A 20,610-nucleotide genomic window follows, 5' to 3' on the forward strand; every position below is an offset into this window, starting at 1 on the left:
CTTTTTGGGTAGAACGGTTACATAAGGAATAAGGAGTGATAATAGATGAAGACATTTACAGTAAGAACGTCTGAACATGATCAAATGGTTGATATAACAAGGGAACTAAGCAATTATGTGAAAGCATCTGGGGTAAAAGAAGGAGTACTTGTCGTTTCTTCTCTACATACAACCGCAGGGATTACAGTGAACGAAAATGCAGATCCAGATGTGAAGACTGATTTTCTTAGAAGGTTAGATGAAGTGTACCCTTGGGAACATCCAGAAGATCTTCATGGGGAAGGAAATACAGCTTCGCATTTAAAAACAAGTACAGTAGGTTCTTCTGAAATGGTGATTATTTCAGATGGAGAGTTAGTCCTTGGTACATGGCAAGGTGTGTACTTTTGCGAGTTCGATGGACCAAGGCAGCGTAAGTATGTGGTAAAGCTTTTATGATACTTTAGTGGAGAAGTTAGCTGATAAGGTGGAAAGGCTAAAATAAAGGTTTTACCCTTTTATATAAGGGGCATTTACTATAAAAAGGATGTGGGGAGGGTTATATATGAAAGAAATGTTCAGAGTTGGATTATGTTTTATGTTCCTATCTGTAATGATTCTATTCCCCTTCAAAAAGACCGTCCTGAGCGCTGTAGATCTTATAGACCTTACAAAGGACACAGCTGTACATGATGAATCTACTACTATTGCAGTAGAAGATCTACTTAATTATTTACCCTAATTCAATACAATTTTGCTACATTTAATATAACTGACTACCTTTATTACAAGCATGGTTTATATTCTTCTTGCGTTTTTATCAAAGTTACTGTACGCTACTTCAAGATTAGTCATTGGCAGTAAAGGAGTTTCATATATGACATTTAAAGCAGTAATCTTTGATCTTGACGGTGTGATTGTTAACACGGTCCCCCTTTATTATAAGGCGACACTACCCATTGCTGATAAGCTCGACATTTCATTTACAGAAGAGGATAACCTTCTTTACCAAGGAAGACCTCGAATGGAGTTAATTCAAATGTTAGCAAAACGTTCTAATCAGTCTTTTACTCACGAAGAGATGGTTGAGCTAGGTGAATGGAGAAATAGAAATTATCAACAATTAATTGCTCAACTGACAGAAGATGATTTGATGCCTGGTATGAAAGCTTTCATTCAGGAATTAGCAAATGTGAAAACTCCCATGGCCTTAGCTTCAGCTAGTTCAAATGCAGAGTTTGTGCTTCATCAATTAGGTTTAACTTCATACTTTGATATAATTATGGATCCGAAGTCCTTAAGGAACGGAAAGCCAGACCCTGAGATATTTGTAACAGCAGCCGACCGTTTAGGGGTAGCCCATAAAGATTGCGTTGCTATAGAGGATGGAGAAGCCGGACTCAAGGCAATTCTTTCAACTCAAATGTTTTCTATTGGAGTAGGAACATCTTCTTACTTAAGCGCAGCCGACTGTACAATCAGCCACACCTCGTATCTAACGTTAGAGAGTGTCCAAGCTGAATTCACACAAAGACAAAACAATTAGTCCTTCTATACTCACCCAAAAGAGCTTGGAATTCCAAGCTCTTTTTATATAGAAAATAGAAGGTTTACATAAAACAACAGACTTCACAAAGCTTTGGGACAAAAGGAGGACAAACTTTATAACAAGAGTTTGTCTACTACGTTATTGTTATTGCTGCTGAGAGAGTCCAAAGTTAAAAGCTACGAGATGTTTCTTTGAAGCGTCTCTTAAATTAGTGAACATCTTCTTAGCATTTGGAGGTAAGTTCTTAATTTCTAAAAAACGGTTATACATAGCAATATTATCGATTTCAGCTTGTACGGCTTGTTGAAGAGCTACTTTAATAGAGGCTGGCATAACAGTATATTGTTTTGCTTGATTTTCTGGGATACTCAAGTTTGCTTTATTATAAAGACGCTTGAGTGCTTCGATGTGTTTCTTTTCTGCCTTTTGAATTTTTGGGAAGGGGAAGACTTGCCCATATTTCTGAATGGCTTTGGTGTATTTTTCTTGCGCTAGATATTCGTCTTCTATGGCATATTCTAGTGCTTTTTCGTAGGTTAAGCGAGGATCTTTTAATGCTCCTTTAGCTCCATAATCTAAAGGGACCGTTTGAGCATTTATCCAAGAACTGGTTAGGAATAGAATAAAGCTAAACACAATTAGGCCTATTCTAAACCGACGTGATAATAGAAATTTCATGTCTCCACTCCTTCGTTCGTCATTTGGTATTATGGTGTTCTAAAAGAATAAAAACATACTTAAATAGCCAACTAACTTGTTTAAATTAACTAAAAATCAGGTACACTACCTAAGAAGCAAATGATGAAGGGAGTCCTTGGAAATGAATGAAAAACAAGTAAAAGATAAAATTCTAGAGGTTCTAGAGCATCACAAAGTTGGTACACTTGCTACGGTCCAGCAAAATAAACCACATTCACGTTATATGACATTCCATAATGAAGACTTGCACCTTTATACAGCGACGGACAAGGATACACACAAAACAGAAGAGATTGAACAAAATCCTTATGTGCATATTCTGCTAGGTTATGATGGAAAAGGATTTGAAGACCCATACATTGAGGTAGAGGGTAAAGCAGTTATTAACGATTCAAAAGATTTAAAAGAAAAGTTATGGAACGAATACATGAAGCATTGGTTTAAAGGACCTGAGGATCCAAACTATATCGTTTTAGATATTCAACCAACACAAATTCGCTTAATGAATGTAGAAGGGGAAGACCCTCAAACGATTCAATTATAAAAATGGAAGAACCTGTCATAATTTGGATGTCAGGTTCTTTTAATTTTACGAAATATGAGTCCACTATTGCCTTGTTTTTTAATGCTTTAACGTGGAAATAGATTTTTCTAATTGAGAATAGCTTCATACATTTATGACAAAAATATTACGAATTGAGAAAGTACCTATAACCATTGTAATGACAGTGAATAAGAGGGTTAAAAAAATCAGGTTATACACGTCATTTAATCTGTACAGTTTAAAATGATTATTAATAAAAATGTAGTTTTATCATTTACAAACGTAGGTTTCAGGGAGTACAATAAAAATTGTAAACGGAAGTTTTGGCTCTGGAAATGCAGGGAAATGCTTTTGTAAGAAATTAAAAAGGAGGGTCACACAATGACCATCATGTTTTCAAAAGCTCGCGAGCTATTCGAGAAAGACTATCAAAACAGCCAAGAACTAACAGCAAGTAACACAACAACTCAGAACACAAACGCTGCTAAAAAAGGAAAGATGGGAGCCAGAGCAAAAAAGAAAAAGAGAAAATAAGTAACCAATAAGGAAGGATTCTACATTCATGCTTACGAAATTTAAAGAAGTGCCTGCGTAGCAATGAACTCGATTCATAGAAAGTTACATCTTGCTCGTTATACCAGTATAAGATCAAGCAGGCACTTTCTTTTACATAATTTGATTAAACTATACCACCGTTCAAGAGAAGGGTGTTTTTTTGTACGATTTTTTAATGAGGTTCTGTGCCTACGACGTTGAATTCCAAAACAGTATGAAAAGAGGAGAACAAATAGATGTCCTCCCCCTCCATTAAGATATGATTTTAATCTTTATTGTTCTTCTTCCATAGTCTAATGCGTCTTGTCTATCCTTCATATAGATATCTATTCGATTTCCTTTAATTGCACTTCCAATATCTCCTGCCACAGCTGTGCCGTAACCTTCTATATAAACTTTAGTACCTAATGGGATAACATTTGGGTCAACAGCAATGACTTTTAAATTTGGGTTCTCTAATAAGTTAATACCAGTTCTAGTTATGCCGGTGCAACCTTCGCAATGAGCTGTATAGGCTGTTGCTTCTACTGTAATTTCCTTTGTGTATGCCTTTTTTTGTTCGATGGCTATTCCCTTTTTCGAAGCGGTATGTGTCTCAGCCGAAGATTGTAGGAACCTAGGAACTCCATTTTTCTTTTGTAAGGTGATTTGCTTATTTATATCATGGTCTTGGTAAAGTAGATTGTTATTTTGTTCCTTATTCTCAGTTGACTCTGCTTGTACGACTTGAAAGTTTGGGATAAGAATACCGATAAATCCAAAGGCAATGAGGAACAGGACCGTTGTCGTCTTGATGTTTTTCATCATCAATCATCCTCCTTTAGTATCTGAGACGAGTATAGCAGGTCTAGTACTAAAACCCCATTAAAGAACGATGACATTTATAAGTCAAAGACATGTCAAACATGTCAGGTTTGTAACAAAAAATAACTGAAATAAAGGACGTTTATCGTTATGGAGAGAATGGGAGGATGCTGAACAACTGGTTTTCTGTAGCCGTTAAGGAGATTGTTGTTACATTAAGTTTCAGCTAATAGTAAATAAGGATTAAACAGGCTATTAATTTATAGGTAATTTGGATCATTTATATATTTTGCGATAGAGTATAATTCAGAATATTTTCATCAATAAAAAAACTTCTGAAGTATGCATAATGAATGAAATGAACGATTGTGTAAATAAATGGGAAGTCTTAAAAATTGGTCTAAAATCACAAAAAACGTTGATATAAAGGCATTTTTGCTTTTCGAAAAATTATGGTAGATTTATTAGCAATTGTTCTTATGTGAAGCGAAGACATAAGCAAGAGTACCACTTTAATCAGGGTAATTTAACCTGATTCCTCTAATTATTAATCTTCGTTTTGTTTTCTACAGATCCGGATCGGAAAACAGCAATTCTTAATTTCCACACAGTTCACATAAGTAGCGCGCGTAAGTATACGCTTAATGCTAACAGATTTAGTCAAATCAAAATGATCAAGCAGGAGAGGAAACTAAACTTATGGAACTACAACAAGATCCAACATTATTATGGTTTATTGGATTATATGCCCTTCTTATGATAGGAATTGGGGTATTTATGTCTAAGAAAGTCTCAGGAACAGAGGATTTTGTTCTTGCAGGTAAGAGTCTGGGACCTTTTGTACTAATGGGAACACTTCTGGCTACATGGACGGGAAGTGGAAGTATCTCAGGTGGAGAAACGTCCATGGCGTTCAGCTATGGCATTATTCCATCATTTATGCTAATGGTTCCGACACTATTTGGTATCATTATGCTATACATCGTAGCTCCAAAAATTCGAGCGTTCGGTAAATATACGGTTTCCGGGATTTTGGAAGCTAAATATGGAAAGTCAGCACGTAATATAGCGAGTGTTATTATTATTCTAGCTTATGTAGGAATCGTTTCTTATCAGATGAAGGGGTTCGGTTTCATTTTAAATCTGACAACAGGAATGACGGTTGAAACAGGGACCATGATTGGTGCTGCTTTGATCATCTTCTTAGCTATGATTGGTGGCTTGCGTTCTGTTTCACAAACGGATGCGTTAAGTGGGTTCCTTATGGTAGGAGGATTACTCATTACGGTCCCAACGATCTTTATCATTGCTGGGGGCTGGAGTGAAATTGTTCAAAATGTACCTGAATCACATATGAGCAATACAGGTGGATTATCTGCAATCCAATTACTTGGTTATTTACTTCCGTCTCTTTTCTTATTGTTAGGTGATCAGAATATGTACCAGCGATTGGCTTCATCTAAGAGCGACAAGTCTTCTAAAAAAGCTCAAATCGGTTGGCTTATAGCAATGATTGTCATTTCACCTGCCATTTCTCTTATTGCATTTGCTTCTAGGTCACTATTCCCTGGAATTGATCCAGGTATGGCATTGATGGCAACAACTACAGTTATGCCTATAGCAATCGGAGGAATTTTACTTGCAGCAGCAGCTTCTTTCATTATTACGACAGGGAACTCTTATTTACTTTCGGCTGCGACTAATCTAACGTATGATATATATAGAAACTATATAAATCCTAAAGCCTCTGATGAGAAGCAACTGCGTATGACGAAAGGATTTATTGTTCTATTAGGAGTTCTGGCATTTGTCATTATTACGTACTTCCCAAGTGTACTATCTGTTCAAATGTATGCTTATACCGTATATGGCGCAGGTATAACACCGGCAGTTCTTGCTGTATTCTTCTGGAAGCGTGTTACAGCAGCGGGCGGTATTTCATCCATGGTCGCAGGGGTAACATCGACGCTTGTTTGGGAAGTTGTCTTGCAAAAGCCTTTTGAGCTAAATAGTGTAGTTATTGCTGTACCTGTAGCGATTCTATTTCTAATTGTCGTTACTTTGAGTACACAGAAGCATTCATCTGACTTTGCAAAATCAGCTTAGGGAGAGTGAAAAAATGAAGCAACGCTTACAACAATTAACAGAGTGGATGGAAGCTGAGTCGGTAGATGTCGCTTTCTTCAACTCTACAGAAAATGTGTTTTATCTTACGGATTTCCATACAGACCCACATGAGAGATTAATGGGACTCTTTGTATTCCAGGAAGCTGAACCTCTCTTTATTGTTCCAGGAATGGAAGTTGGTCAAGTGAAAGATGCGGGATGGCCTTATGAAGTACTTGGCTATGCTGATCATGAAGACCCGTGGGAAATGGTTAAAACAGCCCTTCTAAAACGTTCACTAAAATCAGTTGAACGGATTGCTTTTGAGCAAGAAGTTTTAACGTTTAGTAGAAGCCAAGCTCTATTCAATCTGTTCCCAGATGCTACATCGCAATCTGTTGAAAAGGCGATTAACAACATGCGTGTTGTAAAAGATGAGAACGAAATAAACGTCATGCGTCGTGCAGCTGAAATGGCTGACTACGGCGTTAAAGTTGGCGTTGAAGCCTTACACGAAGGCATAACTGAGATGGAAGTTCTCGCTAAAATCGAGTATGAATTAAAGAAAAAAGGCATTCGTGAAATGTCTTTCTCCACGATGGTTCTTTTCGGAGAGAAATCCGGACAGCCACACGGAAATCCTGGAAATCGTGCCCTTAAAAAAGGTGACTTTGTTCTATTTGATTTAGGAGTAGTGTTAGAAGGATACACATCGGATATAACAAGAACAGTCGTGTATGGCTCCGTATCCGAACAACAGAGAACGATCTACGAAACGGTTCTAGAAGCTCAACTTGCCTCTCTTAACATTAGTAAAGCGGGCACTAGAATCGGAGACTTGGATCAAACTGCTCGTGATATCATTGAAAAAGCAGGATTCGGACAGCTTTTCCCTCACCGCATCGGACATGGACTCGGCATAAATGTGCACGAATTCCCTTCTATGAGTCATCTAAATGAAGGTGAACTGAAGATTGGAATGACTTACACCCTTGAACCAGGGATCTATGACCCTACAGTAGGTGGAGTTCGAATAGAAGATGATGTACTTGTTACTGAAAATGGTTTTGAAACGTTGACGAAGTATCCTAAAGACCTTCAAGTTATCGATTAATTTAAATCCCGTCCTTAGCGACGGGATTTTTTTGCTTGTAAGATGTGTAAGAAAAGAATTACTTATTTTCCATAGTGGGCATATTCTTAATTTTTACTGGAAGAATTTCTTGAATGATTCGATTTCTTCTGGTGTGTGCTTTTTCTTTTTATCGAAATAGGGGTTGTCTTTGGTGACATCTTTTGGGTCTAAGTTGGTCTTCATAGAAAGGGATGGTTGCTCATTTGCATCTCCGATGAAACGGTCACTCAAATTATCGAAAGTCGGTTGAGTTGCATCTTTCTTGTGATCATTCATAGTAGCACCTCCTAAATAATAGGATGGATCTCATAAAAAGAAATATGTATCATAAAAAAGCTCCCTTATTAGGGAGCTTTTTATTATGAGGATAGAATCTCTACTTTAATATCTTGACGACGTCCGTAGTCCATAGCATCATTGTGGTCTTTCATATACAAGTCAATACGGTTGCCTTGGATCGCACTGCCGATGTCACCTGCGATTGCCCGACCATAGCCTTCAACGTAAACTTCTGATCCCAATGGAATAACATCTGGGTCTACAGCGATCACTTTCTTATTAGGGTTTTCGAGTAAATTGATGCCTGTCTTTGTAATGCCGATGCAGCCATCACAGTGAGCGGTATAAGCTGTAGCCTCAACGTGAACAGTCCTTTCCACGTTTGAAGGAGATTTCTCTTGCTCTGTTTTATGATAACGAGCAAATTCGGTTTTCTTCTTGTCTACTTCTAATTTCTTTATAGGAAGAGAAGTGCCATTAACCGCACGTTCCTCTTGTGAGTTTGTTTGTTTCTCATCCCCATTTGCATTTTCATCAGCGTGTACAGAAGGTAAGCCGAATGCAAAGATTCCTAAAGCGATAAGGGGCGCTACCACTGACTTGATCATGGTATTCATATAAGTTCCTCCTTACATTTCATCGGAAGGCATGAAAAAAAGCCATGTTCACCTATGTGGGGTAAATGGCTTTTTGTACATGCAAATGCGTAAATCTATTCGTTTCACTTATTACTTCTAGATGTTGAATTTGGAAGGCGTTTTTCCTTCCACATGACAAGGTAACACGGTAGCAGGTATATGTAAACCAGTGGATGAAGCTCATGTGAAGCAGGACCGTGAAGAGTAGATGCCTCCACGCATGAAACTTTCATACCTAGAACATCCTAAGTGTGGAAGTCTAACATCAAAGGAGATGCGACCATGAAAAAAGGAATAATGGATTGGCCTACTTTTTTAGGGGCTTTTATACTACTGTTATTAGTTACGATTCCGCTAGTTCTATTTCCGGAAAAGGGAGCCGAATATGTTAATCAGGCGAATACATTTGTAACGACTAATTTTGGTGTATTGTATTTACTTGTCGGATTGGGTATTTTCTTCTTCCTTATCTATGTTGCTTTTAGTGACAATGGGCGTGTTAAGTTAGGAGATGCGGGGGAAAAGCCTGAATTTAATAATTTTTCTTGGGCGGGTATGTTGTTCTGCGCCGGGATTGGATCAAGTATTCTGTACTGGGGTACGATTGAATGGGCGTATTACTATCAAGGCCCTCCATTTGGTGTCGAACCAGGGACCCAAGAAGCAATTGCCTGGGCAAGTACGTATGGGATCTTTCATTGGGGGCCGATTGCTTGGGCTATTTATACACTTCCTGCATTACCAATGGCTTACTTTTACTATGTTCGAAAGAAACCTGTGCTAAAAGTTAGTGAAGCTACAAGACCACTTATAGGGAATCTTGCTAGCGGTCCTGTGGGCACAGCAATCGATATCTTATTTATGTTTGGATTATTAGGTGGAGCAGGAACTACGTTGGCATTAGGTACTCCAATGATAGCGGAAGGAATTAATGAATTAACAGGTATTCCTGTTAATATGGTTATGAAGACCGCTATCCTGGCGATTGTTACGCTTATTTTTGCGATTAGTGCCTATAGTGGCTTGAAAAAAGGGATTAAGGTTTTAAGTGATCTTAATTTATGGTTATCGATCTTTCTATTAGCATTTGTGTTTATGTTCGGTCCTACAAGGTTTATAGCAGAAACAACTACGAATAGCATTGGCTTATTGCTTGATAACTTCTTTCATATGAGTACTTGGACTGAGCCGTATAATGCGCTTGGGCCATATGAACAAACAAGCTTCCCTGAATCCTGGACTGTATTTTACTGGGCATGGTGGCTTGTGTATGCGCCTTTCGTTGGTCTATTTGTAGCTAAGATCTCAAGAGGTCGTTCTATACGGCAAATGATTCTTGGCACCATCATTTATGGAACGCTTGGGAGTATACTGTTCTTTGGAATTATAGGAAACTACGGCCTTCATATGCAACTTACAGGAGAGTTTGATGTTATTAATGTATTGAATGAAGAAGGTGCGCCAAAAGCGATTATTGAGATCATTGGTCAGCTTCCGATGGCATGGTTTATGATCTTTATCTTCACCATCTTGGCGATTATATTCTTAGCGACGACGTTTGATTCAAGTTCTTACATTTTAGCATCTGTTGTTCAAAAAGAAGTAGAAGATGAGCCTTTACGATGGAATCGTCTCTTCTGGGCATTTGCTCTATGTCTCATGCCACTTGTGTTAATGTTCCTTGGCGGACTAGGAACATTACAAACAGCTGCCATAGTTGGTGGGTTCCCGTTATTATTTATCATGATTATGCTAGCATGGTCCTTTATGCGAGCGTCATCTGAAGACATTCGAGCTTCTGAACATTATGAACCGAAGACCTTTACATTGAATTATAAGAAGATTGTGCAGCGCTTGAGGAGGAAGAAGAAAAAAGAGCAACAACAAAAAGGTCCAATCGATGCTCATTTTGAGGATGAGGAAAAGGATAAGGACCATACAGATGAGAAAAAGGATTAGTGTTAAAGTAAGCCTGAAGCACCTGGTGCTTCAGGCTTTTGTGATTTGAATTCCCCTTGGAAAGTAAACCAATGTTTAAAAAATAAGTCACAAGGTTACGAATTTACATAATACTTAAAAAATGTGCTTGCTAGAAGACTATTTTATTTATTATAGTTAGATTAATTTATGGTACGAGAAGGGGAGAAGTAATAATGAGCAGAGTTTCTAATCCTATTGTTGCCACGTTTTCGATTGTCGGGTACGATCCTGAAACAAATGAGCTAGGAGTCGCCGTTCAGTCTAAGTTCTTAGGTTCTGGCTCTGTCGTTCCCTGGGCGAAAGCTGGTGTTGGCGCTGTTGCTACTCAATCCTTGGCCAATCCTTCCTATGGACCTGATGGGCTTCGCTTGCTAGAAGAAGGTTACGCTCCAGATGAAGTAGTCAAAAAACTAACGGAAGCTGACCCTGAAAGAGGATTACGTCAGGTTGGGATTGTGAATGGAAAGGGAACGTCAGCTACCTATACAGGTGACGCCTGTTATGAATGGGCAGGGGGAGTATCAGGGCCTAATTTCGCTGCTCAAGGAAACATATTGGTCAATGAAGAAACCATAACGGAGATGGCTTCGATGTTTGAATCGAGTAAAGGATCTTTAGCTGATCGGTTGTTACAGGCTCTACAAGCTGGGCAGATGGCGGGTGGAGACAAACGAGGAAAACAATCTGCAGCTCTTCTTGTCGTCAAAGAGAATGGAGGCTATGGAGGGTTTAATGATCGTTTCATTGACCTGCGAGTAGATGAACATGACGAACCTATTCATGAGTTAGTAAGGATTTATCACCTTCAGCAACTTTACTTTGGGGCTACAAAAGAAGAAAATGTTGCCTCAATTCAGGGAGAAGTAAAGCAAGAACTTTTGCTTCAATTGAAAAGGCTTGGATACTTACCTACAGTGAATGTTGTAGAATCTATAATGTATAAAGCCTTCACTTCATTTCTTCACAGAGAGAATTTTGAGGAGCGTGCACTTGAACATGGTAAACTTGACTTAGAGGTTCTGGAGTTTATGAAACATAAGCAAGTCTAAAGTTATAAAAACTCTGCTCTTTCTGAAAAGGGAGCAGAGTTTTTTATGGAGTAAATCTCGATCGCGAGATATGCAAATTAACTAAAGTGAGTGATAGGGGATTTTGACAGGACGGCTCAACACCATTCCCCCTTAAGTGATAATAAATAAGTCATAGAAAGTGTACATAAAAATCTTTGAATTTTTTTCTATAGATCTGTCACAAAAATAGCAAATCTGGTGTCTCTATTATGAAAGCTGTTCGAAAGGAGGGACCGCTTTGGAGGTGAGAGCGAATTTGTTCGATTCGAATTACTCCAGTGAAACAGAGCCAACAAGAGCTCAGTTTCACCAAGTATTTAAACAATACTATCCAAATGTCGTACGAAAGATTATGAGCATCGTACATGATCAACAAACAGCAGAAGAAATTGCTCAAGAAGTATTACTGAAACTTTATCATTCTGACTGGCAAGACATGGAGTCTATTCCTGCTTGGCTTATGAAAGTTGCTGTTCGTTTATCTTACAACTACATACGAACCGAAAAACGACAGATGAAAAAAGCAGAGAAACAAGCCGAATATAGTAATGATTTAATGGCTTCAGTAGAAGAAACCTATATGAAAAAAGAAGGCCGTCAAGAAGTAAAAGATGCGTTAGCTCAATTAAATGAACGGGATCAACTGTTACTAATGATGAAATTCTCAGGCTTTAAGTACGAGGAGATTGCTCAAACAGCAAACGTTGAGCGTACCTCCGTTGGTACATTGATTGCCAGGGCTAAGAAGCGATTTAAACATGTGTATTCTCAAATGAAAGGGGATGACCGGGATGGCATGTATTGAGAACGGAATGTTACAAGCATATTTAGATGACGAATTAACCCGTGATGAGAAGAAGGTTGTCATGCAACATTTAGAAACCTGTGCTTCTTGTCGTGAAGAATTAGAAGAATTACAAGCGCTGGAGTCTGAAATTGAACTCTCGCTTCAAGAACAAGATCTCCACATCGATGTAGATGCTGCCTGGCGTTCATTTGAAAGCAAGGTGCAGAATAAGGAAATGAAGGATGACTCGATTGTAATCCACGGTAGTGAACAACCACAAAAACAAAAAGGAGTGTTTAAATTGACAACGAAAACCAAACGTTTTATTGCTTCTGGAGTAGCAGCGGCTACAATTTTTGGATCTCTCGCTTTCCCACAAGTTCAAGTTGCTGCCGATCAATTTCTTTCCATGTTCCGCGTCAATCAGGTTGAAATGGTTAAACTGACGCAAGAGGATATGAACGAAGTTGACCAATGGCTAAGCCGTGAAGAAGAAGGGACATTTGAATTGAAAGGGCTTGGTGAAATAGGAATTTCAGATAGAACAACTGAGTTTAACAGTTATAGTGAAGAATCTAGATTTAACCGAGTGCAAGAAGCGGAGGAAGTTGGATATGATGTTCCGGAAATCGATTCATTTACATTTGAAAGCCTAAACATTGATCCAGGGTATAAGATGAGCTTTAATCTAGATGTAAAAAAAGCCAATAATTTATTAACGCAGTTCGGTGTGAAACGACAATTTGATCAAGCATTAGATGGAAAAACGTTCTCATTACAAGTTGGAGAATCACGGAATTTCGATTTTAGAAGAGAAGAGGACCAGGTGAGTTATTCTAAGGTTGACGCTCCGACCTTTGCGGTTCCTAAAGGTACTTCAGTTGAAGAGCTCAAGGATACATTACTAGAACTTCCCTTTGTTCCTTATAATGTAAAACGTCAAATTCAGCAGATTCAAAGCATAGAAGAAACATTACCACTTCCTTATATTGAACATGAGGATGAAGAGTTAGAAGAGTTGAATATCGCAGGAAACAAAGGATATTTAATGAGTAGCGATAGCGGGGCTACAATTATGTGGCAAGAAGGGGAGTACATCCATATAGTAGATTCCTATACGGTTCATGGCCATAATGGGATTGAAAAATCTCGTCTAACGAACCAAGAACTAAAATCAATTGCCAACGATTTAGCACAATAATTATGAAGGGCTGCTTAAATGCAGCCCATTTTGTGCGTGTGTGTTGAAAGGAGATAGGGTTATGAATGTGATGGAAGCTAAAGGGTTAACGAAAACCTACAATGGCCAGGCTGGTATACGTAATGTGTCTTTGGAAATAGAAGAGGGCATGGTTTATGGATTTCTTGGTCCTAATGGTGCTGGGAAGAGTACGTTTGTGAGAACCATGTTAGGACTCTTAACCCCTACAAGCGGAGAAGGAAAGATTTTAGGGGAACCCATTGGTACGCCGGAATCAAGAGAAAAAGTAGGTTATTTGCCAGAACTATTTCGATACCCAGATTGGCTCACAGGTCGAAAATTACTTGAAAGTCATGCAGAATTGTGTAAAGTGCCAGTACGTGAAAGAAAGAAGCGGATCGAAGAAGTGGTTGACCTCGTTGGGATGAAAGGCCGCGATAAAGAAAAGATTAAAGGGTATTCAAAAGGGATGTCACAACGCATTGGACTTGCTTGTGCGCTAATTAATGATCCAAAATTGATCTTCTTAGACGAACCAACATCAGCTCTTGATCCAATAGGAAGGAAGGATGTCCGTGATTTAATGCTTCATTTAAGAGATCAAGGGAAAACCATTTTCTTGAATAGTCATTTACTCAATGAGGTAGAGTCAGTTTGTGATCATGTATCTATTGTACATAAGAGTGAACTAATCGTTCAGGGGAAATGGCGTGAACTCATGATGGTGGAAGCACAGGTTGAAATTATGTCATCGGTTGAAGCTGAGTCAAGAAATCTTGATTTTCCTGACTTTGTTCGTAATGTAGAAAGAAAGGAAGCTGTAAATGGCCGATCTAAAGCATTATATCAATTGAAGAGGGAAGAGGATATTCCGAAACTTGTCGATTTCTTGGCGAATCATAAGCTTCCAATCTATGAAGTAACACCCGTTATCCCTCATTTAGAAGATGTGTTTATGCATTGGGTGAATGAAAAGGAGCGTCGTTATGTGGACCATCGCTAAGTTAACGTTTAAAGAAATTGTATCCAAACGCATTTTCCTTATTACAATGATGATGACAGCCGTGTTTCTTATTTTATATGGAATAGCTATACATTTTGCAGTTAAGGATTGGAAAAGTTTTGGAGCCTCTACCGTAGACCAAATGATGCAGCAACAGCTATTTTCCTCTCAATTATTAAGCATAGGGCTTTATTTCTCATCGTTCATTGTTGCTTTGCTCTCCATTTTATCAAGTGTAAGTGCAATCGCTAGTGAAATAGATAGTCACCAAATCGATACGTGGCTAATGCGACCTATAACGCGTACACAGTTTTTGTTTGGTAAAGTAATTGGTCTTGGAGGGTTGTTAATTGCTTACGCGGTTTTTTTATTTGCGGGCATCATTATTCTGCATCAAGGCATAGGCGGCGAAGTTGTATCCCTGGATTTTACCATTAGCCAAATTGTAAGTGCTGTAGCAACGTATATGTTACAACCCCTTGTTTTAGTAACGTTAGGTGTCATGTTAAGTAGCCGAATGACAACGCTAAATGCGGGGATTGTGTTAATTATCCTGTACGGTTCTGCTTTTATAGGAGGGTTTGTAGAGCAAATTGGAACTATAATGGAGAAGGGAGCGCTTGTGAATATAGGCATTATTTCAAGCCTCATTTTTCCTGTAGACGCTATGTACCGTAAAATGACTGTATTCCTATTTGATACAGCGGACAACCCTGTCAGTCTTGCTCAGCAGGGGATGTTTGCAAGTGCATCTACTCCTAATAATGTGATGATTCTTTATACCATTATGTATGGATGTATTGCGCTCGCAGTAGCGATTATATTATTCCGAAAGCGTGATGTGTAGGAGGGAGTCACATGGGAAAGTGGATGTCTATTCCATTATTTACGATTTTCTTTTTATTTCTATTATTTGTCTTTACAAAAAAGGAGACAATGGCGGGACAATTGTACGTTTTTGATTCATTTTTATAGTTCACAAGTATTAAAAAATGACGGGATACATACATCCCGTCATTTTTAGTAATTTTATGCTGTTTTCTTAAAACGTGGAAATCCAATTGCAATTGCAATGATACCGGATATAGCTATTAATATAGGATAGAAAGAGTACGGCAGTAATTCTATTGGTGATAGGCTTCCAATTTGGGCTGCAGTTAATAACTGTGCTCCATATGGAATTAAACCTTGAACCGTACAAGAGAAGATATCGAGTAAACTTGCTGACTTTCTGGAATCAATCTCATATTCATCAGCAATGTTCTTTGCTAATTGTCCTGTCGTAATAATCGCAATTGTATTATTTGCTGTAGCTAGGTTTGTAGTTGCTACAAGGCCAGCGATACTGCCTTCAGCACCTTTTTTAGAACGAATTCCTTTTGTAAGTGTATAAAGAAGGAATTGAATCCCACCATTGTGTTGAATCATGGCTACAATCCCGCCAATAATAATAGTAAGGAAAATTAATTCCGACATCGAGTTAATCCCTGATGTAATGTTTGTCATAAAAGCATCAAGAGAGTATTCCCCACTGACTCCTCCAATGATTCCAGAGAGCAGAATTCCGCCAATGAGCACGGCCATAACATTCAAACCTGCTAACGCCCCCACTAAAACGCCAATATAAGGAATAACCTTTAACCAATTGAAACTGTCTGCCTCAACAGAAGAGGTTCCACCTGAAGTGATCACAATTAAGACTATAATAGTTGCAATGGCTGCAGGAAGAACGATAAAGAAGTTCGCTTTAAACTTGTCTTTCATTTCCGTTTTCTGTGTTCGAACCGCTGCAATTGTCGTATCAGAAATAATCGATAGGTTGTCGCCAAACATAGCGCCACCAACTACTGCTGCAAGTGATAATGCCGCAGTGAAATCCGTTTCAGCACTAATTCCGACAGCAATGGGTGCTAGAGCACTAATAGTACCAACTGATGTCCCCATAGAAAGTGATATAAAGCCAGCAATAATGAAAATTCCAACTATAATTAAGTTTTCAGGAAGATAGGTTAATGCCAAGTTTACTGTAGACTCTACTGCTCCAATACTGCTTGCCACCGATGAGAAAGCACCAGCCAATATGAAAATAAAAACCATAATCATAATGTCAGGGTGGCCTGCACCTTTTGCGAATTGCTCGACTTTCTCAAAGGTTGGCTTTGTTCGATTTTGCAGGATTGCTACAATGGCTGCAATTAGGGCTGGAATTAAGATTGAAATATAATAGAAATCACCTGTTACTATTCCGGATCCTACAAAGATAACTAAGAAAATGAATAAGGGTAACAGGGCAAGTGGATTCCCTTTGTTTATATTCATGTTGTTGCACCTCTTTCTTGCTTGTTTATAATATTGTGTGAAAAATGACATGTGATAATCAAAAAAAGCCCCCTTCTTGATCAGAAGAGGGCTTTTTATTTAGAGCTCCTCTTCTCATCTATCAAGTGTAACCTTGCTGGATTTGGCACAGCACTCATTAATAATGAGCCCGCTGCCGAGACATCGTAGGGCCAGTCCCTCCGCCTCTCGTGATAAGAAGGAGTATTCATTTTTGTTTTACATGCAATGTCTAAGTTTACTTATTACATGTTTTATTGTCAATGAAAGAAGAAGAAATGATGCATTAATAGAATTTACAAAAAAGTAAGATAAAAGGCATGCCTTTGTGGGTTGGAAGATCCTAGATTAAACTAATTGGGGACAACTCCCTAAATAATACTGCGCTTAGAACGTGTACTAAAGTTTCATTTTTCTTTATTACCTACATTTTCCTATTACAATGAAAATGGAGTTTTGAGTGGATTTTGTAGAATGTTTATAAAGAAATATGTCTTTTTTGAAAACAAATTGTAATATAAACGTAACTTTATGACAAAGAAACTTTTGGTAGAATAGTCGTAGAAGAAAAAACAGACGATACTAGAAGAAAATGGAGTGGGGAATATGTTGAAGAAAATTGTAGCATGCGGAATGGCGGTAATGTTTACGTTTAGTGGCGCATCTGTAGCTGGGGCGGCTAGTCAAGATGATTTATTAAATGTAGCTAAGAATCACATAGGTGTGCCTTATGTATTTGGTGGCCAGAGCCCTAGTGGATTCGATTGCTCAGGATATACACAATATGTTTTTAACAAAGTGGGTATTTCAATCCCTCGTACAACTGGAAGTCAAGCAACAGTAGGACAAGCAGTTAGTAAAAGCAATATGAAGCCAGGAGACCTAGTATTCTTTGAGAACACATATAAAGCAGGCATCTCGCATGTCGGGATTTATGTGGGTGGTAATAAGTTTATTAGTGCTACATCTAGCAGGGGAATTGACATTGTTTCACTTAGCAACCCATACTGGGGACCTAAGTTTGCTACAGCGCGCCGTGTAGCAGGGTTAAATGCAAACAGTTTGTTTGCTGATGTAAATGAAAACCATGTGGCTTATGAAGCAATTAAGGCTTTAGTGAGCAGTGAAATTATTAAAGGGTACCATGATGGTACATTCAAACCTAATAAGGATGTTACTAGAGGGCAAGCAGCTGCTTTGTTTAATAGAATCATTGATCATGAAGCATCTGATAATACGACATTCCCTGACGTAGACCCTAATCATCAATTTGCTAATGATATAGCAGCGATGGAAGAGCTAGACATCATTAACGGCTTCTTAAATGGAGAATTTAAACCAAACGAAACAATCACATTCAGTGAAATGACTACAATGGTACTGAACTCGTTTGAAGCATCAGGTATTGCTAAGGACCAAAGTATAAAGAGCTATTCCGCAGAAAATGTCTCCCGCGCCGATTTTTCTTCAACCTTATATGAGACGCTTTACCAACACCAATAGAAAGTCTATTTTACTGTACGGTTATAACTCCCCTTTGGTTTCAAAAACCAAAGGGGAGTTTTTATATTCTATTGTTCTTATACCCAGCTTGCTAGTTCTATAAACTAGTATAGATGAATCGATACGCAATTTAACTTTTGGCTTTGTTCATGTTTATTGTTGATTTTATACTCCTTCCACATAAGCCCCCTTATACGGAAGGATTGAAACTGAGACATTTTAGTATGGAAAGGGCCGTTACGATTATGAGTGCTTGGACTTGCTCGGGGACAACTCGTTTTCTGCGGGGAGCTGGGAAGCCTCCTCGTTCGCTGTCGCTCTCTGCGGGGTCTTCCCTAGGCTCCTTCCCCCGCGGGAGTCTCGCAGTCCCCGAGCAAGCCCCGACTTTTAAAGAGGTGAACGGCCCCCGTAGGTAGCATCAGGGGGGCTGAAGTCACCCCATATAGCATGTTTTGTTAACCCTTATATGGTAAAGGTGGGACTGGAAACTGCGAGACTCCCGTGGGCAGAAGAGCTTAGGTGAGCCACAGGAAAGCGATTGGTTTCCAGGCCCACCTTATGCACAATTGAAGTTAACGAAAACATTCTCTCAGCTTTGAGTGTTCATGATTACTGCTCTATTGTTAAACATACTTGTGATAAAAAGGTTACGATCAATTTATAGTTCGAATGAACCTAGCGGAGTAAGGTTTCGGGCCATAAGAACTAGTACTCTAGTACCTAAAATTATCAGAATATTGATATATTTCTAATTATTGATTATGATGAATATAACTTACATCCTATATTCGTAATATGTTTGGGAAAAATTGCAGATATAATCCAGTCTTTATGGCTATATTTATAGATTTGCTTTCCCAAATGAGTAAACGGTTGTGAGAGGGGTAGTTGGAACATTTGAAGCATATACTCTAGCAAAGGATGTTGCTTCACTAGAGAGTGAGTTGATATTAAATCTTAAAAGGGTCTGAAGTAGGAAAAACAATTAAATTACATCGGTTAAACCAAAATCGTACTCTTGAAGAAACGGCTCAGGGAATTTGTTCAATTTCTTATTTAAGTAAGATCGAAAATGGGCTTACTAAATCAAGTGAGGAAATTGTTCAGCTGCTCTTACATCGCCTGGATATTCCAGTTGAAGTGCTTGAAGAAGGTGTAGATGAAGAGTTACTCGAACAAGAACTACACGAGTGGTACACCGTAATTATGCATAGAGAAACGGACCAAGCAACAGAATTATATGTAAAGTTAAAGCAAAAAATGAGCACACTCTCAACTCCGAGTATACTAGCTTTGTTTAAGTTGTATGAGGTTCGCTATCATTTGTTGATGCGTCACTTTTCAGAAGTACCCGTTTTATTAGATAAGTTAGAAAGGATGCAGGACCTATTTGAAGAGAAGCATCAGTACTATTATATGAAATTCTCTGGACTGTATCATAATATGCAAGAAAGATTCAGAGAAGCTCAGCAGTATTATAAGAAATCATTAGCACTTGCTCATCAAATTACACTTAGTGATCATGAGCGGGCTGATTTGTATTTTATATCAGCTATTAATGAATCTTCCCTTCAAAATGTGACGTTATCGCTTCATTACGCTAGGTTAGCCTTAAACCTGTATACAGTCCAATTCGACTTTAAACGAAGTGGTGATTGCCAGGTTTTACTTGGAATATGCTATAAGCGAATTCACCAATTTGAACAAGCAGAACAGTGCTTTCAACTAGCTGTAAAGGCAGCAGGAAACTTGCAAAGCTCTTATTTAAAAGGGATTGCTTACCATAATTTAGGTTCGCTTCATGCAGCTCTCAACCATCATGAAAAAGCAATTGATTACTTTGAGAAAAGTCTAGTGTATAAAGATAACTATAATGTAAAAGGAAAGTTGACTAGTATTGCTTCCATTGTGGAGTCACTTTTTGAGCTAAGTGAACGGGGCAGGGCGTTGGAATGGATCGATCGAGGATTGATTATGATCGAACAACAAAACGACTTCAAAATCCTACGCTATTATTTTCAGGTATATAAATACCGGGTTCTTGAGGATCTCATTAGTCTAGAGCATTATTTAAAAGAGACAGTTATTCCTTATTTTATCGATAATGAAAACCAGTTTTATATCGGACTATACTGTGAACTGTTGGCTGAATGCTTACAAAAAAACAAAAGGTATAAGGATGCTTGTTACTATTTAACTCTAGCTAATGAATCATATAAAAAATTATCAATTACGTAGAGGGAGAGTGGGAAGTATGAAAAAATGGATGATTTCAGTTTTGGCAGTAGGGGCAATTGCATTCTCAGCACTAGGAGGGTTCTCGGCAACTCAATTAGCACTTGATGAAGAACCAGAACCGACAACAATTGAATTGACAGATATTTAATCTTAAAATCCCCTAGCTCTTAAGAGCTAGGGGATTTTAGTCTGTAATAGAGAAG

General features: G+C 38.4%; 21 protein-coding genes, 1 pseudogene and 1 riboswitch. Of the genes and pseudogenes, 17 read left to right on the forward strand and 5 right to left on the reverse strand.

Annotated features, from left to right (window positions below; all coding sequences use genetic code 11):
• The first annotated feature begins 45 nt into the window (after positions 1-45).
• From ACYX4O_RS07635 to pgmB, 3 genes are all read left to right on the forward strand, one after another.
• The gene (locus ACYX4O_RS07635; protein ID WP_476356041.1) at positions 46-438 is read left to right on the forward strand and encodes a secondary thiamine-phosphate synthase enzyme YjbQ; all 393 of its coding nucleotides are present in this window, start codon (positions 46-48) and stop codon (positions 436-438) included.
• Between the two features lie 106 nt (positions 439-544).
• Positions 545-721, forward strand: a complete 177-nt coding sequence (locus tag ACYX4O_RS07640; protein ID WP_476356043.1) for a hypothetical protein — start codon at positions 545-547, stop codon at positions 719-721.
• 135 nt (positions 722-856) lie between these two features.
• The gene (pgmB, locus tag ACYX4O_RS07645; RefSeq protein ID WP_476356045.1) at positions 857-1,525 is read left to right on the forward strand and encodes a beta-phosphoglucomutase; all 669 of its coding nucleotides are present in this window, start codon (positions 857-859) and stop codon (positions 1,523-1,525) included.
• Between the two features lie 147 nt (positions 1,526-1,672).
• On the opposite strand, the gene ACYX4O_RS07650 is transcribed toward pgmB, so the two are convergent.
• Entirely contained in the window at positions 1,673-2,206 is a 534-nt protein-coding gene (locus tag ACYX4O_RS07650; RefSeq protein ID WP_476356047.1) for a ferritin-like domain-containing protein, read from the reverse strand.
• A gap of 142 nt (positions 2,207-2,348) precedes the next feature.
• Here ACYX4O_RS07650 and ACYX4O_RS07655 point away from each other — a divergent pair, with 142 nt between their 5' ends.
• Entirely contained in the window at positions 2,349-2,771 is a 423-nt protein-coding gene (locus ACYX4O_RS07655; protein ID WP_476356049.1) for a pyridoxamine 5'-phosphate oxidase family protein, read from the forward strand.
• 381 nt (positions 2,772-3,152) lie between these two features.
• Positions 3,153-3,305 (forward strand): hypothetical protein, encoded by a 153-nt coding sequence (locus ACYX4O_RS07660; protein WP_231416004.1) that lies wholly within the window; start codon positions 3,153-3,155, stop codon positions 3,303-3,305.
• Between the two features lie 273 nt (positions 3,306-3,578).
• Here ACYX4O_RS07660 and ACYX4O_RS07665 read toward each other — a convergent pair whose 3' ends face one another.
• Positions 3,579-4,133: a 3D domain-containing protein gene (locus tag ACYX4O_RS07665; RefSeq protein ID WP_476356051.1), complete on the reverse strand. Its 555-nt coding sequence runs from the start codon at positions 4,131-4,133 to the stop codon at positions 3,579-3,581.
• A gap of 696 nt (positions 4,134-4,829) precedes the next feature.
• Between ACYX4O_RS07665 and ACYX4O_RS07670 the strand changes: the two genes are divergently transcribed.
• Positions 4,830-6,236, forward strand: a complete 1,407-nt coding sequence (locus tag ACYX4O_RS07670) for a sodium:solute symporter family protein (protein ID WP_476356053.1) — start codon at positions 4,830-4,832, stop codon at positions 6,234-6,236.
• 13 nt (positions 6,237-6,249) lie between these two features.
• A complete protein-coding gene (locus ACYX4O_RS07675; RefSeq protein WP_476356055.1) occupies positions 6,250-7,350 on the forward strand; it encodes a M24 family metallopeptidase in 1,101 nt (366 codons plus the stop codon).
• Between the two features lie 93 nt (positions 7,351-7,443).
• Here ACYX4O_RS07675 and ACYX4O_RS07680 read toward each other — a convergent pair whose 3' ends face one another.
• Complete coding sequence (locus ACYX4O_RS07680) at positions 7,444-7,647, reverse strand: hypothetical protein (protein ID WP_476356057.1); 204 nt, start codon at positions 7,645-7,647, stop codon at positions 7,444-7,446.
• An 83-nt stretch (positions 7,648-7,730) separates the two neighbouring features.
• Positions 7,731-8,267 (reverse strand): 3D domain-containing protein, encoded by a 537-nt coding sequence (locus tag ACYX4O_RS07685; protein WP_476356059.1) that lies wholly within the window; start codon positions 8,265-8,267, stop codon positions 7,731-7,733.
• A 303-nt stretch (positions 8,268-8,570) separates the two neighbouring features.
• Between ACYX4O_RS07685 and ACYX4O_RS07690 the strand changes: the two genes are divergently transcribed.
• From ACYX4O_RS07690 to ACYX4O_RS07715, 6 genes are all read left to right on the forward strand, one after another.
• The gene (locus ACYX4O_RS07690) at positions 8,571-10,247 is read left to right on the forward strand and encodes a BCCT family transporter (protein ID WP_476356061.1); all 1,677 of its coding nucleotides are present in this window, start codon (positions 8,571-8,573) and stop codon (positions 10,245-10,247) included.
• 194 nt (positions 10,248-10,441) lie between these two features.
• Positions 10,442-11,317, forward strand: a complete 876-nt coding sequence (locus ACYX4O_RS07695; RefSeq protein ID WP_476356063.1) for a DUF1028 domain-containing protein — start codon at positions 10,442-10,444, stop codon at positions 11,315-11,317.
• A 265-nt stretch (positions 11,318-11,582) separates the two neighbouring features.
• Complete coding sequence (locus tag ACYX4O_RS07700; protein WP_476357039.1) at positions 11,583-12,143, forward strand: RNA polymerase sigma factor SigX; 561 nt, start codon at positions 11,583-11,585, stop codon at positions 12,141-12,143.
• A 7-nt stretch (positions 12,144-12,150) separates the two neighbouring features.
• Positions 12,151-13,326, forward strand: coding sequence for a zf-HC2 domain-containing protein (locus tag ACYX4O_RS07705; protein WP_476356065.1), 1,176 nt, complete (start codon positions 12,151-12,153; stop codon positions 13,324-13,326).
• 61 nt (positions 13,327-13,387) lie between these two features.
• On the forward strand, positions 13,388-14,329 hold the full coding sequence (locus ACYX4O_RS07710; RefSeq protein ID WP_476356067.1) for an ABC transporter ATP-binding protein: 942 nt from the start codon (positions 13,388-13,390) through the stop codon (positions 14,327-14,329).
• A complete protein-coding gene (locus ACYX4O_RS07715; protein ID WP_476356069.1) occupies positions 14,313-15,176 on the forward strand; it encodes an ABC transporter permease in 864 nt (287 codons plus the stop codon). Before ACYX4O_RS07710 ends, ACYX4O_RS07715 begins: the two co-directional genes overlap by 17 nt.
• Positions 15,177-15,358: 182 nt before the next feature.
• Here the strand turns inward: ACYX4O_RS07715 and ACYX4O_RS07720 are convergent, their stop codons facing one another.
• Entirely contained in the window at positions 15,359-16,699 is a 1,341-nt protein-coding gene (locus ACYX4O_RS07720) for a Na+/H+ antiporter NhaC family protein (RefSeq protein WP_476356071.1), read from the reverse strand.
• Positions 16,700-16,759: 60 nt separating this feature from the next.
• A riboswitch (SAM riboswitch) is annotated at positions 16,760-16,867 on the reverse strand.
• Between the two features lie 405 nt (positions 16,868-17,272).
• Between ACYX4O_RS07720 and ACYX4O_RS07725 the strand changes: the two genes are divergently transcribed.
• The 4 genes and pseudogenes from ACYX4O_RS07725 (at position 17,273) to ACYX4O_RS07740 (ending at position 20,555) form a co-directional block, all read left to right on the forward strand.
• Positions 17,273-18,169, forward strand: coding sequence for a C40 family peptidase (locus ACYX4O_RS07725; protein WP_476356073.1), 897 nt, complete (start codon positions 17,273-17,275; stop codon positions 18,167-18,169).
• Positions 18,170-19,153: 984 nt separating this feature from the next.
• Positions 19,154-19,300: pseudogene (locus ACYX4O_RS07730) on the forward strand (helix-turn-helix domain-containing protein); the annotation flags it as partial.
• 9 nt (positions 19,301-19,309) lie between these two features.
• On the forward strand, positions 19,310-20,407 hold the full coding sequence (locus ACYX4O_RS07735) for a tetratricopeptide repeat protein (protein WP_476356075.1): 1,098 nt from the start codon (positions 19,310-19,312) through the stop codon (positions 20,405-20,407).
• 16 nt (positions 20,408-20,423) lie between these two features.
• Positions 20,424-20,555 carry a hypothetical protein gene (locus ACYX4O_RS07740; protein ID WP_476356077.1) on the forward strand — a complete coding sequence of 44 codons (132 nt, stop codon included), beginning with the start codon at positions 20,424-20,426 and terminating at the stop codon, positions 20,553-20,555.
• The last annotated feature ends 55 nt before the right edge of the window (positions 20,556-20,610 follow it).

Source organism: Pontibacillus sp. ABV4_188 (assembly GCF_056311905.1).

What these genes read in the sequence shown, in the direction of transcription:
- ACYX4O_RS07635 (WP_476356041.1), top strand. Translation starts at nt 46, where the DNA reads ATGAAGACATTTACAGTAAGAACGTCTGAACATGATCAAATGGTTGAT.
- ACYX4O_RS07640 (WP_476356043.1), top strand. Translation starts at nt 545, where the DNA reads ATGAAAGAAATGTTCAGAGTTGGATTATGTTTTATGTTCCTATCTGTA.
- pgmB (WP_476356045.1), top strand. Translation starts at nt 857, where the DNA reads ATGACATTTAAAGCAGTAATCTTTGATCTTGACGGTGTGATTGTTAAC.
- ACYX4O_RS07650 (WP_476356047.1), bottom strand. Translation starts at nt 2,206, where the DNA reads ATGAAATTTCTATTATCACGTCGGTTTAGAATAGGCCTAATTGTGTTT.
- ACYX4O_RS07655 (WP_476356049.1), top strand. Translation starts at nt 2,349, where the DNA reads ATGAATGAAAAACAAGTAAAAGATAAAATTCTAGAGGTTCTAGAGCAT.
- ACYX4O_RS07660 (WP_231416004.1), top strand. Translation starts at nt 3,153, where the DNA reads ATGACCATCATGTTTTCAAAAGCTCGCGAGCTATTCGAGAAAGACTAT.
- ACYX4O_RS07665 (WP_476356051.1), bottom strand. Translation starts at nt 4,133, where the DNA reads ATGATGAAAAACATCAAGACGACAACGGTCCTGTTCCTCATTGCCTTT.
- ACYX4O_RS07670 (WP_476356053.1), top strand. Translation starts at nt 4,830, where the DNA reads ATGGAACTACAACAAGATCCAACATTATTATGGTTTATTGGATTATAT.
- ACYX4O_RS07675 (WP_476356055.1), top strand. Translation starts at nt 6,250, where the DNA reads ATGAAGCAACGCTTACAACAATTAACAGAGTGGATGGAAGCTGAGTCG.
- ACYX4O_RS07680 (WP_476356057.1), bottom strand. Translation starts at nt 7,647, where the DNA reads ATGAATGATCACAAGAAAGATGCAACTCAACCGACTTTCGATAATTTG.
- ACYX4O_RS07685 (WP_476356059.1), bottom strand. Translation starts at nt 8,267, where the DNA reads ATGAATACCATGATCAAGTCAGTGGTAGCGCCCCTTATCGCTTTAGGA.
- ACYX4O_RS07690 (WP_476356061.1), top strand. Translation starts at nt 8,571, where the DNA reads ATGAAAAAAGGAATAATGGATTGGCCTACTTTTTTAGGGGCTTTTATA.
- ACYX4O_RS07695 (WP_476356063.1), top strand. Translation starts at nt 10,442, where the DNA reads ATGAGCAGAGTTTCTAATCCTATTGTTGCCACGTTTTCGATTGTCGGG.
- ACYX4O_RS07705 (WP_476356065.1), top strand. Translation starts at nt 12,151, where the DNA reads ATGTTACAAGCATATTTAGATGACGAATTAACCCGTGATGAGAAGAAG.
- ACYX4O_RS07710 (WP_476356067.1), top strand. Translation starts at nt 13,388, where the DNA reads ATGAATGTGATGGAAGCTAAAGGGTTAACGAAAACCTACAATGGCCAG.
- ACYX4O_RS07715 (WP_476356069.1), top strand. Translation starts at nt 14,313, where the DNA reads ATGTGGACCATCGCTAAGTTAACGTTTAAAGAAATTGTATCCAAACGC.
- ACYX4O_RS07720 (WP_476356071.1), bottom strand. Translation starts at nt 16,699, where the DNA reads ATGTCATTTTTCACACAATATTATAAACAAGCAAGAAAGAGGTGCAAC.
- ACYX4O_RS07725 (WP_476356073.1), top strand. Translation starts at nt 17,273, where the DNA reads ATGTTGAAGAAAATTGTAGCATGCGGAATGGCGGTAATGTTTACGTTT.
- ACYX4O_RS07740 (WP_476356077.1), top strand. Translation starts at nt 20,424, where the DNA reads ATGAAAAAATGGATGATTTCAGTTTTGGCAGTAGGGGCAATTGCATTC.